We start from the raw sequence: 14297 nt of genomic DNA, 5'->3' as shown, positions 1-14297 counted from the left end.
TTTTTGTGTTTTCGGTAAAATTAAGGAATTAAAGCCTGTAATTATTATGAGTACTTTTGTTTTTAAAGGTGAACGAACACTTTGGCAATCACTCCCTGTTGAAGCAAAAGAAGAACATCCTGGTTGCCCCATTACACTGGGGTCTTGGACACGCAACACGCTGCATTCCTATTATCCATGCCCTACTGGATAGCGGTTATCGTGTAACTCTAGCTTCAGATGGTGCAGCTCTGGCCCTGTTGAGGATTGAATTTCCCCGCTTGGAATGTTTAGAATTACCCTCTTACAACATTCAATATACACGAAAAGGCATTTTCCTTAAATTGAAACTGCTCTTTACACTGCCTCAAATACGAAAAACCATTTCAGAAGAAAAAAAATTTATAAGCGGCCTGGTAAAGGAAGGGAAGATCGATGGTATTATTAGTGATAACCGCTTGGGAGTTAATTCGAAAAAGGTGCCGTCGGTTTTTATAACACATCAATTAAACGTACTCTCGGGGAGCACTTCCTGGCTAAGCAGCAAGGCCCACCAACGGATAATAATGAAATTTAACGAATGTTGGGTGCCAGATTTAGACGGCCCGGGGAGTTTAAGCGGGAAATTAGGCCATCTAAAGGAGTTTAGGATCCCGGTGAAGTATATTGGTCCTCTCAGCAGAATGAAGCCTCAACAGCTTCCTATAAAATACGACATTCTTTGTTTGCTTTCGGGGCCCGAACCTCAGCGTAGTATACTGGAAGAAAAGCTTATAAAAATCTTTCGGGGTTCTGGTAAAAAGGTAGTTATTGTACGCGGAATTGTAGAGGAAGTAGTCCGTAAACAGGAAGACTCTAATCTAACTGTTATAAACTTTTTACCTTCAAAAGAGCTTGAAAAACTTATCAATGAAAGTGATCTCGTAATTTGCAGGTCTGGTTACACCACAATTATGGATCTGGCTGTAATGGGTAAGAAAGCCTTCTTTATCCCCACACCCGGGCAGTACGAACAGCAATATCTTGCAAAACGACTTGCTTCAAAAAATGTGGTTCCCTTTTGTAAACAGGAAGAATTCGAGCTGGCAAAACTGGATATGATATCAAGCTATAAAGGCTTGCAAGGGTATCAAAGCAATAAAAACCTCGAACATTTATTTCGCCTTTTCGAGCGTGAATGAGAATTCGGAGCCGATACCTAACTGACTCTCAACATAGATCTTCTCGGCGTGGGCTTCAATAATATGTTTCACAATGGCAAGTCCTAAACCGCTGCCGCCTTCCCGTCTGGAACCACTTTTATCAACCCTGAAAAAACGTTCGAATATCCTTGGAATATTTTCTTTTGCTATGCCCTCGCCATTATCGGAGATCCGCACTATCACTTTGTTCTTTATAAGATCCTCAATACTTACTTCGGTAGTTCCGCCTTCTCTTCCGTATTTTATGGAATTAACGATCAGGTTGGACAACACCTGCTGAATGCGTTCCCTGTCTGCCATCACCATAATACTGTCTGGGTAGGGCTTATCGAAAGCAAGTTCGATCTTCTTCTTAGCAGCCTTCATTTCCAAAAGGTCGAATACATTTTGAACCAGTTCTATAATGTTGTGCTCCTCTTTGTAAATATTTAGGTCCCCTACTTCCAGCTTAGTGATCATATCGAGATCCTTCACTATGTAAATGAGTCGTTCTACCCCTTTGTTGGCATTCACCAGATATTTTTTTCGAACACTCTTGTCCTTCATGGCGCCGTCTAACAAGGTGAGAATGTATCCTTGTACCGTAAACAATGGTGTTTTTAGTTCGTGCGAAATGTTTCCAATAAATTCTTTTCTGTAATTCTCCCTGATCTTCAAGCCTTCGATCTCCAGTTTTTTATCCTGCGCAAATCGTTCTACCTCTTTGGTAAGGGTGGCCATATCTGTGGTGATCTGATTCTTGCTAAATGAAGAAGCCTCTAGTAAGGAAACATCGTCGTATATTTTCTTGATACGCTTATAGATAAATCGTTCCACCCGGTATTGAATGATAAAAAAAGAACTGAGGTAACACAAAATTGCGAAACCGATAAGGATATAAATATTAAGGGAATTCGTTGTATAAAAAAACACACCCAGGCTGAGTGTGAGAACAACAGTGATAGCAGCCGATGTATACCCGGCAAATTTATAGGCCTTCTTAAAATTCGTGGACATTAGACTACAAACTTATAGCCAACCCCTTTCACAGTTTTAAAACGTTCATCCCCGATCTTCTCGCGCAATTTTCTAATATGCACATCGATGGTTCGGCCGCCTACAACCACTTCATTACCCCATACCCTGTCTAATATATCCTCTCGTTTAAATACTTTACCGGGCCTGGAAGCTAATAGGGCAAGCAATTCGAATTCTTTTCTGGGGAGAATGATCTCCTGTTTTCCTTTCAGGATCTTGTATTCCTCCCTGTTGATGGTCAAGTTACCAATTTTCACGGTACTTTCTGCCTCCGAATCTTCTTTAAATCGCCTTAAAAGTGCTTTTACCTTACTAATTAAAACCTTTGGTTTTATGGGCTTGGTAATATAATCGTCTGCTCCCGCCTCGAATCCCGCTACCTGCGAATAATCCTCCCCGCGGGCAGTAAGAAAGGTAATAACGGTTTCGGATAGTTCGGGGATAGCACGAATCTTTTCGCACGCTTCTATACCATCCATTTCGGGCATCATTACATCCAGAACGATCAAATGGGGTCTATGTTTCTTGGCCTTCGCAATTGCTTCTACTCCATTTTCGGCAGTGCTTATCTGATAGCCTTCCGAGGAGAGATTATAACCGATGATCTCCAGGATATCCGGTTCGTCATCTACTAACAAAATACGCGTATCTCTTTTCTTCATTCTCGAGTCCTGTGTTATCAAAAGATAAAGATACTATTAATTCATTTTGCTATATCTCCTGAGGTAATTGTTAACAATAAAGTAACATGCAGTGCGGTTCGAACAATTTGAAAATGTCTGGCACTTCCGTTTAATATTTGTTTATTTTTGAAGTGCTCATCGTTAACTTTAACATGTCTGCATCTCATATTTTCAATATCAAGGATCAGGAAGAATTCTTTGATCTGGCGTTATACACCTTCCTGTTTCAATACGAGAATGTTCCTTTATACCGAAATTTCTGCGATGCCCTGGGTACCGATGTAAAAGCGGTTAGCAAACTAACCGATATTCCCTTCCTACCCATCGAATTTTTTAAACGGGAACCGATCATAGCTTCTGGTAAACAGGAAGAGATCATCTTCTATAGTAGCGGCACTACCGGAACTAACAGGAGTAAGCATTACGTGGCCGATCTCAATTTATACAGCCAAAGTTTTCTGAAAGCTTTCGAGATGAATTTCGGCGATTTGAAGGACCTTACCATTTTAGCGCTCTTGCCTTCCTACCTGGAACAAAAAGGGTCTTCACTTATCTATATGGTAGACACCCTCATTAATAAAACTGCAAATCCGCACAGCGGATTTTACTTGCACAACACAGACGAACTGAGAGAAACCCTGCTTGACCTGGAAGAAAAAGGGCAGCAAACCTTACTGATCGGGGTGTCCTACGCCCTGCTCGATCTGGTTGAAAACCACAGGTTCGAACTTAAAAACACCTTCGTTATGGAAACCGGCGGCATGAAAGGCCGGCGAAAGGAAATGATTAGGGAAGAATTACATCACATCTTGAAAATGGGTTTTGGGGTTTCTCGAATATATAGTGAATACGGCATGACCGAACTCCTCTCACAAGCTTACAGTAAGGGCGACGGACTCTTTAGCTGCCCCCCCTGGATGAAGATCCTTACCCGCGATCCGGAAGATGCGCTCAGTTATGTTGATAATAAAACAGGAGGTATTAACGTGATCGACCTTGCCAACCGCTATTCCTGTTCGTTTATCGCTACACAGGACCTAGGCAAATTAGATGCGCAAGGTAATTTTGAAATTTTAGGTAGATTTGATACCAGCGATATAAGAGGATGTAATTTAATGGTCATTTAATGAATCTAACCCCCGAAAAGCGAGCTAACGGTTGCCTGTGGCTAATCGTTATGATGATCGTACTTATCATCTCCTTTGGAGTGATTACCGTTTCCCTGGATCCACCTGTGTTGATCACCCTGTTCATTTCGATAGGGGGCGCTATTTTCATCTCCTTAAAACTGGTAGGCAAACCCCGGTTAAAAGGAATTATAACCGGAATCGTGATCACCGTGGTGATCCTGGGTATACTTACTGCCGGCTTGAGTTTTCTCTTCACGCTGTTACAACCTCGAAGTGAAAGCACTGCTTTTAAAGTAGAAGAATTTGTTAAGAAAACGTACAGACTTGAAGGGACAGATTCTGTCGAGGTGTATGCTTCAAATCGAGTTTGGCGGGATAACTTCGGTAACGATTTCAATACCACCCTAACCGTTCGGGTGAGGGATTACACCAGGCTGCGCGATCATATTTCTGGCTATCAACCGGGTAGAAGCGGGAATTTCTGGGGAGACCTGTACGATTATATCGAACGAACAGACCGGCCTGCCCTCGATATCATTATGGATAGTTTCAGAATTATTCAGAAAGAAAAAAAATTAAACCGAATGGAATTCGCAGAGATGGTCGTTTCATGTATACAAGACATCCCTTATTCCTTCGTATTCCAGGAAGCCTGCCTGGCACCACATAACTACGAAGAATCTATACGGGAACTACTGCAAAAATGTCCCGACTGCTGTATAGGAAATATCGCCTATGGCATACAAAATCCGGTCTCGTTCATGGGCAATCTGAAAGGCGACTGCGATACTCGTACCGTTATGATATACTCCGTTTTGAAATCGTTTGGGTACGATGTAGCGATCCTGAACAGCGATTTTTACCGACATTCTATCCTGGGGATCAACCTTCCCACATCGGGACTAGCTAAGATATACAACGGCAAAAAATATATGTTGTGGGAAACCACAGCGAAATATTATGCAGCCGGAAACATCCCGGCAACCTATAGCGATATTTCTTATTGGGATGTCGTTTTAACCAGTAAATAAGTAACCATGAATACCAAACTGTTCACACTCGCAATTCTAGAAATTATAATATCGATCGGGATCACCGTGGCGATAATCTTTGTGTCTTTTAAGATCCTGAAATTGCTTTTCTTTCGCAGCTCCGATCTACGAGGCGATAACATGGCATTTACTATTTTCACCTCGGGCATCATCCTGTCCATAGGCCTCATCCTAAGCGAAATTCTTCCCTCCATCACCAATGTGATCCGGCTAAGCACAACTCAAACCGAAACCGTTGATAGCACTACCATCATTTCGTATTCGGGACTATACCTGGCCATTGGTTTTATTATGGCGGTCTTTATAAATGCAACGGCTTTTCTGCTCTTTTCAATGTTAACCAAAGGCATTAATGAATTTAGGGAGATCCAGCGAAATAATGTATCTGTAGCCATTCTGGTAGTGACCATTCTGCTGAGTATAACCCTTATTGTAAAGGAGAGTATCGCGCTATTGATAAGCGCTCTCATCCCTTATCCAGAGCTAACAAATTATCTGTAAGGATTTTGTAAGGTTTAAAGGCCTGGACCGACCAATATTCCAAGACAATGAAGCTATGAAAAAGATAGATTCATTATTGGTTGGTTAGTTAATTTTGAAGCCCTCGAACACTCTTTTGCTTTGGGGGCTTCGTTATTTATACAACCTTGATGATGAAGTAATTCTTCTTTCCTCTTTGCAGGAGGATGAATTGATCGTTGATAAGGTCTTCGGAAGTTAATGTATAATCGTCCTTTACTTTTTCTTTGTTTACTGAAATCGAATTCTCCTTGAGAGCTCGTCTGGCTTCGCCGTTAGATTTCAGAAAGCCTGTTCGTTCGGCCAAAGCAGAAACTATATCCAGTCCCTCTGAAATATCCGCAGCGGTTACCTCGGCCTGCGTTACCCCATCGAATACATCAAGAAAAGTAGACGCATTAAGGGACTTAAGGTCTTCGGAAGTAGATCTCCCAAAAAGGATCTCGGAAGCCTTCACGGCATTGCCATATTCTATTTCCCCATGAACTGTGGTAGTCACTTCTTCAGCCAATCGCTTCTGAAGTAATCTCATATGTGGCGCCGCCCGATGTTCTTCAACAAGTGCTTCGATGGTCTGCTTGTCGAGGAAGGTAAAGATCTTTATATATTTTTCGGCGTCTTCATCGCTGGTGTTCAGCCAGTATTGATAGAATTTATATGGCGAGGTCCGATTCGCGTCCAGCCATACATTACCCCCTTCACTCTTACCAAATTTGCTGCCATCACTCTTGGTGATTAGCGGACAGGTGAGTGCATAACCCTTTCCTCCGCCAATACGTCTTATAAGTTCGGTTCCGGTGGTGATATTTCCCCACTGGTCGCTCCCACCCATTTGCAGGGTGCAGTTATAGTTTCTGAAAAGATGCAGGAAATCGTAGCCCTGTACCAACTGGTAGGTGAATTCGGTAAAGGACATACCTTCGGTTTCCTCTCCCTTTATCCTGTTCTTTACAGAATCTTTTGCCATCATATAGTTAACCGTGATATGCTTTCCTACATCACGAATAAAATCCAGAAAGCTTATCTCCTTCATCCAGTCGTAATTGTTCACCATCACCGCCTCATTCTCCTTCCCGGAGGAAAAATCCAGAAATTGTGACAACTGTTCTCTAACACATTCCTGGTTATGGCGTAAGGTTGCTTCATCCAGGAGATTTCGTTCACTCGATTTGCCCGAAGGATCACCAATCATGCCCGTCGCTCCTCCAACCAGGGCCACAGGTTTATGTCCTGTACGTTGAAAAAATGCCAGCATCATAATGGGCACAAGGTTACCAATGTGTAACGAATCTGCAGTTGGGTCGAAACCAATATAAGCAGAACGCATTTGTTCCAAAAGATGTTCCTCGGTCTCGGGCATCACATCATGGATCATACCCCGCCAGCTAAGTTCTTCTACAAAGTTCTTCAACGCCATTTTTAAAGTTTCAGCAAATATAGGTTGAACCCCCAAAAGATAAAAGAATACTTCAAAAAAGACTATTTTTATAAAATGGTTCTAGTTACCGGAGGTACCGGCTTGGTAGGTTCGCATTTATTATATTTTCTTCTGAAAAAAGGAGTAGCAGTTCGTGCTATCCACCGAAAGAGTAGCAAGCTTGAATCGGTACGCGAGGTTTTTAAATTTTATGCCGAAGATCCGGATTTCCTTTATAATTCGATCGAATGGATGGAGGCCGATGTTACCGATATCCCAGCGCTAAAACAGGCATTCAAGGGGGTAACACACGTCTATCATTCGGCGGCATATATTAGTTTTAACCCCAGGCATTTTCAGAAACTAAAAAAATCCAATATCGAAGGCACCGCTAATATTGTAAATCTTTGTATAGAACATAAGGTTTCCAAACTGTGCCACGTAAGTTCCATAGCTACGCTTGGAAGTACTACAGACGGATCCCTTATCGATGAGCAGGTAGCATGGAATCCCGAGGCTAACAACAGCGTATATGCCATCACCAAATACGGAGCAGAAATGGAAGTTTGGCGTGGCACCCAGGAAGGGGTGGACGCGGTGATATTGAATCCGGCCCTGATCATGGGTTCGGGCCACTGGCGTTCGGGAAGCGGGGTGATAGTGAACATGGTGGCGAAAGAAGCGAAATATTACACCTCGGGAGGAGTGGCGATTGTGGACGTACAGGATGTTGTGAATGCCATGATCATGCTAATGGAGAGTGAGATAAGAAATGACCAATTTATACTGGCAGGGGAAAATTTAAGATATAAGGAGCTTCTCTCCAAACTTGCGGCCTCACTTGAGGTAAAACCGCCATCCAAATTGATTCCAAAATGGAAATTGGATCTTGTTCGACGCCTGGACTGGCTTAGTGCAAAACTAACGGGAAGCAGGAGGCGATTGTTAAAGGCGACGGTAAATTCGATGTATAAAGAATCGTATTACGATGGAGGGAAGATTACGCGACACCTGGATTTTAAGTATACTCCCGCCGATGAAACGCTGGCAAGAATAGGAGAGAATTTTCGTAAATGATCACTCTTCAGAAGATGCAGGCTCGATCAATTCCCTGGCTTTTCGTAAACTATCCTGTTTTTGCTGGATCTTACTTTTAGGCTTAAAATTAAGGCTGTCTGTCCTACGCTGCATTTCCACGAGACGTTGTTCGATCTCAACAAAGATCTCCTTGTAGGTGTCGAGATCTGCGTTATACCAATTATGACTCCTCACAAACTGTACGCTGTCTATATCGTATTTCGTATAAATAAAAGAATCCAGTTTAATCCCTTTCTGCCTAATAACCTTATTGTTCACACTCTTCGCAGCATTGCTTAAATAGACATCTGTAAGTATATCCACCATCTTATCCCTGGCAATGAGGTCGTCCGGCTTTTCCGGCCTTTCAACATGCTGGCATCCCATGAGCAATAACAACGATATAACTGTACAAATTCTCAACATCAGCGATCAAAGATAATTCGTTCGCCCTTACTTCTGTTAGGAAATTTCAGGTTTTCATAGGCCAGGCAACCGTTCACGATGGTATGTGTTACCCTCGATCTGAATGTTCGGCCCTCGAATGGAGACCAGCCACATTTGTAAAGTATGTTCTCCCTGGAAACCGTCCAGGGTGAATTGCTGTCTACAAGTACAAGATCGGCCTTATACCCCTTACGTATAAATCCCCTATCCTTGATCTCAAAGAGGATAGCCGGGTTATGTGCAGTTTTCCGAACTATGGTCTCCAGGCTTAATTTCCCGTTATGATACATTTCAAATAGGGCAGCAAGTGCATGCTGAACCAAAGGTCCTCCCGAAGGAGCGTTAACGTAATTATTATTTTTCTCATCCAGGGTATGAGGTGCGTGATCTGTTGCGATCACATCAATACGCCCGTCGTTCAGAGCTTTTAAAAGGCCTTCCCTATCCTTGGCAGTTTTAACCGCGGGGTTCCACTTGATCCGGGTTCCTTTGGCCGCGTAATCTTCTTCCGAAAACCACAGATGGTGTAAACATACCTCGGCAGTGATCTTCTTCTCTGCAAGCGGTTTCTTCTTGTCGAAGAGTTCGGTTTCCCTGGCTGTTGAAAGATGAAACACATGCAAGCGCGCTCCTGTCTTCTTTGCCAGGGCAATAGCTCGTGAGGAAGAGAGGTAACAGGCCTCTTCACTGCGGATCTTCGGATGGAATTCTACGGGAATATCATCGCCGTACATCTTCCTGTATTCGGCCATGTTCTTTTTAATGGTCGCCTCGTCTTCACAGTGCACCGAGATAAGTAAATCGGTCTTGCTGAAGATCTCCTCCAGAACCTTGGGGTTGTCTACCAGCATATTTCCTGTTGAAGATCCAAGAAACAGTTTCAGGCCGGCGACCTTGGTTTTGTCCACTTTCAGGATTTCTTCCAGATTATCATTTGTGCCACCAAACATAAACGAATAATTAGCCCATGATGTTTTTCCGGCTATGGCAAATTTTTCTTCCAGCAGCTCTATAGTAGTTGCCTGCGGGACGGTATTTGGCATTTCGATAAAGGTGGTGATCCCTCCCGCTATCGCTGCTTTCGACTCTGTCTCTATAGTGGCCTTATGGGTAAGGCCGGGTTCACGGAAATGGACCTGGTCGTCTATCATTCCGGGAATTAGGAATTGTCCGTCTGCATCGATCACCCTGGTGTCTGCAGATTTCACACTAATACTCCCTCCAACTTCGGCAATGCGGTCTCCTTCAACCATTACATCACCCTGGATTATTTTGCCTTCATTAACAATGTTGGCGTTCTTTATAAGAATTGTGCTCATTAAATCTCGTTAAAATCTGAACTACCGAATAAACTCCTGAATTTCATTTTTATTACTCCAAAGATGGCTTCAGAAATTATTCCTCCGCTCATCTTCGATTCCCCCCTGGTACGATCGGTAAAAACTACCGGCACCTCTATAATTTTACATTTTGCCAGATAGGCCTTGAATTTCATTTCGATCTGGAACGCGTAACCTACAAAGCGGATCTTATCGAGTTTGATCTTTTCCAAAACATGTCTGCGATAACAAACGAAACCGGCTGTGGTATCGTAGATCCTCATTCCGGTGATGAAGCGTACATATTTAGAGGCCAGCCATGACAGTAAAACCCTGCTCATGGGCCAATTAACAACATTCACCCCTCTCACATAACGCGAACCAATAGCAAGATCGAAGCCTTCTCTATCACATGCATTGTACAGTCTTATTAGATCGTTGGGATTATGCGAGAAATCGGCATCCATTTCGAAAATATATGCATAGTCCCTTTTCAATGCCCAACGAAATCCCGCTATATATGCAGTTCCCAACCCCAGTTTACCACTTCTTTCAAGGATGAACAATCGATCCTTGAATTCTTGCTGAAGGTTTTTTACTGCAACTGCGGTCTCATCGGGCGAATTATCATCTACCACCAAAATATCGAATGCACGCTGAAGAGAAAAAATATTGCGGATCAACCGTTCTATGTTCTCTTTTTCGTTATATGTAGGTATTACCACAAGGGCATTCGACATAGGTTGTATTTTCGGCAAATGTACCTCTTTTTATGAAAATAAACTGCGCATTTATAGCCATTAGAATACTTTTTCCGAAGGGTAAAAACCGCTAACTTTACTGCCAAAGGAGAACACTTGGATTATATTACACGAGATATCATTTCGCAGGATTGGATCACTTTTTTATTAGTGGGATGTGTGGTCCTGTATACTATAACGAAATATTTCTATCCACTGCGATTTCAGGAGTTTATTTTGCTTCCTATTACCAACAAATATTTCCTGGTACAGGGTAAGAATAACGAAATTCAACATCCTTTTAATATTATATTGTTTATCGCTCAGATCATCTCGGTTTCATTATTCATTTACTTACTCATTAGCACCACAAACCCTGACCTAATAAGCGCTAACAAGTGGATCTTCATTCAAATTTGTACGGCCTATGCAGGTTTTGTACTGGTTAAATATTATCTGGAAAAGATAATCAGTACCGTTTTTTCATTGGAATCTTATATTAACCAGTATTTATATGAGAAGATCACCTACAGGAATTTACTCGCAATGGCTATTTTCCTTGGCAATCTGGTGTTTTTCTACATATTGCAACCAAGCTTGCTGGTGCTGCTTGTTTTCTTCGGAATTTTGATATTGCTGAACGCTGTGAGTATGTTTTATAGTTATAAAACAAATGGAAAACTTATTTTTAGAAATTTCTTCTATTTTATTTTGTATCTTTGCGCACTTGAAATTTCACCCTATTTTATTCTTTACAAAGTATTTATAGATGGTGGTGGACTTTAAAAGTGTAGCCTATGAAAGTGAAGACTATTTTGGTATCACAGCCGGAGCCTAAAGTTGAAAATTCACCGTATTTCGATTTGATCGAGAAACAAAAGGTGAAAATTGATTTCAGGCCTTTTATTCATGTAGAAGGTGTTTCCAGTAAAGAGGTACGTTCGCAAAAGGTCGACCTTGTAAACTACACGGCCATTATTCTTACCAGTCGTAATGCGGTAGATCATTTCTTCCGTATTGCAGATGAGATGCGTTTTAAGGTTCCCGATACCATGAAATATTTCTGCCAGAGTGAGGCTGTAGCCTATTATCTTCAGAAATATGTGGTTTACCGAAAGAGAAAGATCTATGTTGGAAAACGCACATTCCAGGAATTAACACCTCTGATCAAGAAATATAAAACAGAAAAATTCCTATTGCCTTCTTCCGATAAACTAAAACCGGAAGTTCCCACTATCTTGGATGAGTTGACAGTAAACTGGAAAAAAGCTACATTTTACAAGACCGTAGTGAGCGATCTGTCCGATCTGCGTAACGTTTATTACGACATCCTTGTATTCTTTAGCCCAAGTGGGATACAGTCTCTTTTAGAGAATTTCCCCGATTTCGAACAAAATAATACGCGAATCGCTGTTTTTGGTAATACTACCATCCAGGCGGCTACCGATAATGGCCTGCGGGTAGACATCAAGGCGCCAACACCGGAAACGCCAAGTATGACTATGGCCCTCGAGAAATACATAAAAGAGGTCAATAAGAAATAACACGTATCGATATAAAAAAAACGCGCTGGTTTCCCAGCGCGTTTTTTTATGTTAAATCTTAAACTACTCAGAGATGGGTGCCCCGGCCATGATCTCTTCGTTTGCGTATTCGGCAAATTTCTCGAAGTTATTCTTAAAGGACTGGGCCAGCTGTTTTGCTTTTCTATCATAGGCCTCCTTATCCGCCCAGGTATCTCTTGGATTAAGAACTTCGGATGGCACGTTGGGACATTCCTGTGGGATGTTCAAACCAAAAATAGGATGAACATGGTAGTTAACATTAGACAGTTTGCCTTCCAGGGCAGCAGTGATCATAGCCCTGGTATATTTCAATTTCATACGTTTCCCGGTTCCATAGGGTCCTCCGGTCCAACCGGTGTTCACCAACCAAACGTCTACTCCTGCATCCTTCATTTTAGCGCTAAGCATTTCGGCGTATTTTGTTGGGTGTAAGGGCATGAATGGAGCCCCAAAGCAAGCTGAAAAGCTTGGTAACGGCTCATCGATCCCTTCTTCGGTACCCGCAACTTTTGCTGTATAACCACTTATAAAGTGGTAAGCAGCTTGACCGGGTGTAAGTTTAGAGATAGGAGGTAGCACCCCGAAGGCATCGGCCGTTAGAAAGAAAATATTCTTCGGATTATGCCCTATAGAAGGGACCTGGATATTGTCAATATGATATATTGGGTAGCTCACTCGAGTATTTTGAGTGATCGAAGTATCGGAAAAATCTACTTTCCCGTTTTCATCCATGATCACATTTTCGAGGATGGCTCCTGGTTTTATTGCCCGATAAATATCCGGTTCGTTCTCTTCGGTGAGATCGATAACCTTGGCGTAACATCCACCTTCAAAATTAAAGACCGTATTCTCTGCTGTCCAGCCGTGTTCGTCATCTCCAATTAATCTTCGATCGGGATCTGCAGATAAAGTTGTTTTTCCTGTTCCGGAAAGACCGAAAAAGATCGCCGTTTCACCGTCGTTACCCACATTGGCAGAACAGTGCATCGGCAAAGTCTTCTTAAATACAGGGAGTTCAAAGTTAAGGGCTGAAAAGATCCCTTTTTTAATCTCTCCGGTATAACCCGTACCACCAACGATGGCAATTTTTCTCGTAAAGTTTAAAATAGCAAAATTATGCTGTCGGGTACCGTCCACTTCCGGATCGGCCATAAACCCTGGTGCGTTCACTACGGTCCATTCAGGATCAAATCCTTCCAGTTCTTCCTCTTCAGGACGAAGGAACATATTGAATACAAATAGGTTGCTCCAGGGATATTCGTTGATAACCCTGATATTAGTACGGTAATTAGGGTCGGCACATGCGTAGCAATCGCGAACATACACATCCTTACCGGATAAATAGGAGGTGATCTTATCGTACAAGGCATCAAATTTATCTGGATCGAATGGAATATTGATCTTTCCCCACCACACCCTGTCGCTGGTGATCTCGTCTTTTACAATAAATCTGTCTAGTGGTGATCTTCCGGTAAATTCACCAGTATTAACCGCCAAAGCTCCGGAATCTGCCTCCGTACCCTGGCCTTTTCTTAATGTTTCACTATGAAGTTTTTCAGAAGATAATTGATACTTAACTCTCGCATCGGCGATTCCGTAATTTTCTAACGAAATCGATTTCGAAATTTGATTGTGATCGATCATTATTATGTTGTTGTTGTAGGCTACAAAAATAACAAAATCGTAACAGATAGACCGTAAGATTAAGATAATTATCCCCTGTTAATTGTTAACAATCCATAAGCCAGTCTAAGCCACCCAATTATCAATAATAACCCTCCAACCGGGGTAACAGGCCCTAAAAATGAAAGGTCGAACGAAAACAAAGTGCGAAGTGCAAGCAGATAGATCGATCCCGAAAAGAGGACAATCCCACCCAGAAATAACCAGAACACCCATTTACGAATACGGGCGGGGATCACTGTGGCAAATCCCAATATTAGCAGGGCAATTACATGATACATCTGATATCTCACTCCGGTTTCGAAACTCGCAAGCGCATCACCTTCAACCAGTTTCTCAAGTCCGTGTGCTCCAAAGGCCCCAATACCAATAGTTAAAGCAGCTAATAAGGAGGCCGTGACCGTTATTTTTTTATCAAATTGTATCATGATAGATATTACATTTTAGTACATTCGTCCTTGAATAAC

General features: G+C 42.2%; 15 protein-coding genes. 7 read left to right on the top strand and 8 right to left on the bottom strand.

Features of this window, described 5'->3' with window-relative positions; all coding sequences use genetic code 11:
• Positions 1 to 68 precede the first annotated feature (68 nt).
• Positions 69 to 1160, top strand: a complete 1092-nt coding sequence (locus tag C5O00_RS06775; protein ID WP_244593040.1) for a glycosyltransferase — start codon at positions 69 to 71, stop codon at positions 1158 to 1160.
• On the opposite strand, the gene C5O00_RS06770 is transcribed toward C5O00_RS06775, so the two are convergent.
• Complete coding sequence (locus tag C5O00_RS06770; RefSeq protein WP_105216064.1) at positions 1134 to 2177, bottom strand: sensor histidine kinase; 1044 nt, start codon at positions 2175 to 2177, stop codon at positions 1134 to 1136. The two genes, C5O00_RS06775 and C5O00_RS06770, sit on opposite strands and share 27 nt — an antisense overlap.
• A complete protein-coding gene (locus C5O00_RS06765) occupies positions 2177 to 2860 on the bottom strand; it encodes a response regulator transcription factor (RefSeq protein WP_105216062.1) in 684 nt (227 codons plus the stop codon). Before C5O00_RS06765 ends, C5O00_RS06770 begins: the two co-directional genes overlap by 1 nt.
• A 173-nt stretch (positions 2861 to 3033) precedes the next feature.
• Between C5O00_RS06765 and C5O00_RS06760 the strand changes: the two genes are divergently transcribed.
• From C5O00_RS06760 to C5O00_RS06750, 3 genes are read left to right on the top strand one after another with little or no spacing between them, the layout of a single operon-like run.
• Positions 3034 to 4008 carry a long-chain-fatty-acid--protein ligase gene (locus C5O00_RS06760; protein WP_105216060.1) on the top strand — a complete coding sequence of 325 codons (975 nt, stop codon included), beginning with the start codon at positions 3034 to 3036 and terminating at the stop codon, positions 4006 to 4008.
• Positions 4008 to 5042, top strand: coding sequence for a hypothetical protein (locus C5O00_RS06755; RefSeq protein WP_105216058.1), 1035 nt, complete (start codon positions 4008 to 4010; stop codon positions 5040 to 5042). The genes C5O00_RS06760 and C5O00_RS06755 overlap by 1 nt, the downstream gene beginning before the upstream one ends.
• A gap of 6 nt (positions 5043 to 5048) precedes the next feature.
• The gene (locus C5O00_RS06750) at positions 5049 to 5564 is read left to right on the top strand and encodes a DUF350 domain-containing protein (RefSeq protein ID WP_105216056.1); all 516 of its coding nucleotides are present in this window, start codon (positions 5049 to 5051) and stop codon (positions 5562 to 5564) included.
• A gap of 136 nt (positions 5565 to 5700) precedes the next feature.
• On the opposite strand, the gene tyrS is transcribed toward C5O00_RS06750, so the two are convergent.
• On the bottom strand, positions 5701 to 6999 hold the full coding sequence (gene tyrS / locus C5O00_RS06745; protein WP_105216054.1) for a tyrosine--tRNA ligase: 1299 nt from the start codon (positions 6997 to 6999) through the stop codon (positions 5701 to 5703).
• A gap of 75 nt (positions 7000 to 7074) precedes the next feature.
• Between tyrS and C5O00_RS06740 the strand changes: the two genes are divergently transcribed.
• The gene (locus C5O00_RS06740) at positions 7075 to 8076 is read left to right on the top strand and encodes an NAD-dependent epimerase/dehydratase family protein (protein WP_105217592.1); all 1002 of its coding nucleotides are present in this window, start codon (positions 7075 to 7077) and stop codon (positions 8074 to 8076) included.
• On the opposite strand, the gene C5O00_RS06735 is transcribed toward C5O00_RS06740, so the two are convergent.
• From C5O00_RS06735 to C5O00_RS06725, 3 genes are read right to left on the bottom strand one after another with little or no spacing between them, the layout of a single operon-like run.
• Positions 8077 to 8502: a DUF4296 domain-containing protein gene (locus C5O00_RS06735; RefSeq protein ID WP_105216052.1), complete on the bottom strand. Its 426-nt coding sequence runs from the start codon at positions 8500 to 8502 to the stop codon at positions 8077 to 8079.
• Positions 8502 to 9842, bottom strand: a complete 1341-nt coding sequence (locus C5O00_RS06730) for a dihydroorotase (RefSeq protein ID WP_105216050.1) — start codon at positions 9840 to 9842, stop codon at positions 8502 to 8504. Before C5O00_RS06730 ends, C5O00_RS06735 begins: the two co-directional genes overlap by 1 nt.
• On the bottom strand, positions 9842 to 10582 hold the full coding sequence (locus C5O00_RS06725; protein WP_105216048.1) for a polyprenol monophosphomannose synthase: 741 nt from the start codon (positions 10580 to 10582) through the stop codon (positions 9842 to 9844). Before C5O00_RS06725 ends, C5O00_RS06730 begins: the two co-directional genes overlap by 1 nt.
• Positions 10583 to 10699: 117 nt before the next feature.
• Here C5O00_RS06725 and C5O00_RS06720 point away from each other — a divergent pair, with 117 nt between their 5' ends.
• Together C5O00_RS06720 and C5O00_RS06715 are read left to right on the top strand one after the other, a co-directional pair.
• The gene (locus C5O00_RS06720; protein ID WP_105216046.1) at positions 10700 to 11368 is read left to right on the top strand and encodes a DUF4271 domain-containing protein; all 669 of its coding nucleotides are present in this window, start codon (positions 10700 to 10702) and stop codon (positions 11366 to 11368) included.
• Between the two features lie 11 nt (positions 11369 to 11379).
• Positions 11380 to 12126 (top strand): uroporphyrinogen-III synthase, encoded by a 747-nt coding sequence (locus C5O00_RS06715; RefSeq protein ID WP_105216044.1) that lies wholly within the window; start codon positions 11380 to 11382, stop codon positions 12124 to 12126.
• 63 nt (positions 12127 to 12189) lie between these two features.
• Here C5O00_RS06715 and pckA read toward each other — a convergent pair whose 3' ends face one another.
• Together pckA and C5O00_RS06705 are read right to left on the bottom strand one after the other, a co-directional pair.
• Positions 12190 to 13791 carry a phosphoenolpyruvate carboxykinase (ATP) gene (gene pckA, locus C5O00_RS06710; protein ID WP_105216042.1) on the bottom strand — a complete coding sequence of 534 codons (1602 nt, stop codon included), beginning with the start codon at positions 13789 to 13791 and terminating at the stop codon, positions 12190 to 12192.
• Between the two features lie 68 nt (positions 13792 to 13859).
• Entirely contained in the window at positions 13860 to 14258 is a 399-nt protein-coding gene (locus C5O00_RS06705; RefSeq protein WP_105216040.1) for a DUF423 domain-containing protein, read from the bottom strand.
• Between the last annotated feature and the right edge of the window lie 39 nt (positions 14259 to 14297).

Source organism: Pukyongia salina (genome assembly GCF_002966125.1).
Taxonomy (GTDB): Bacteria; Bacteroidota; Bacteroidia; order Flavobacteriales; family Flavobacteriaceae; genus Pukyongia; species Pukyongia salina.
This window is presented reverse-complemented; position numbering and strand designations above follow the sequence as displayed.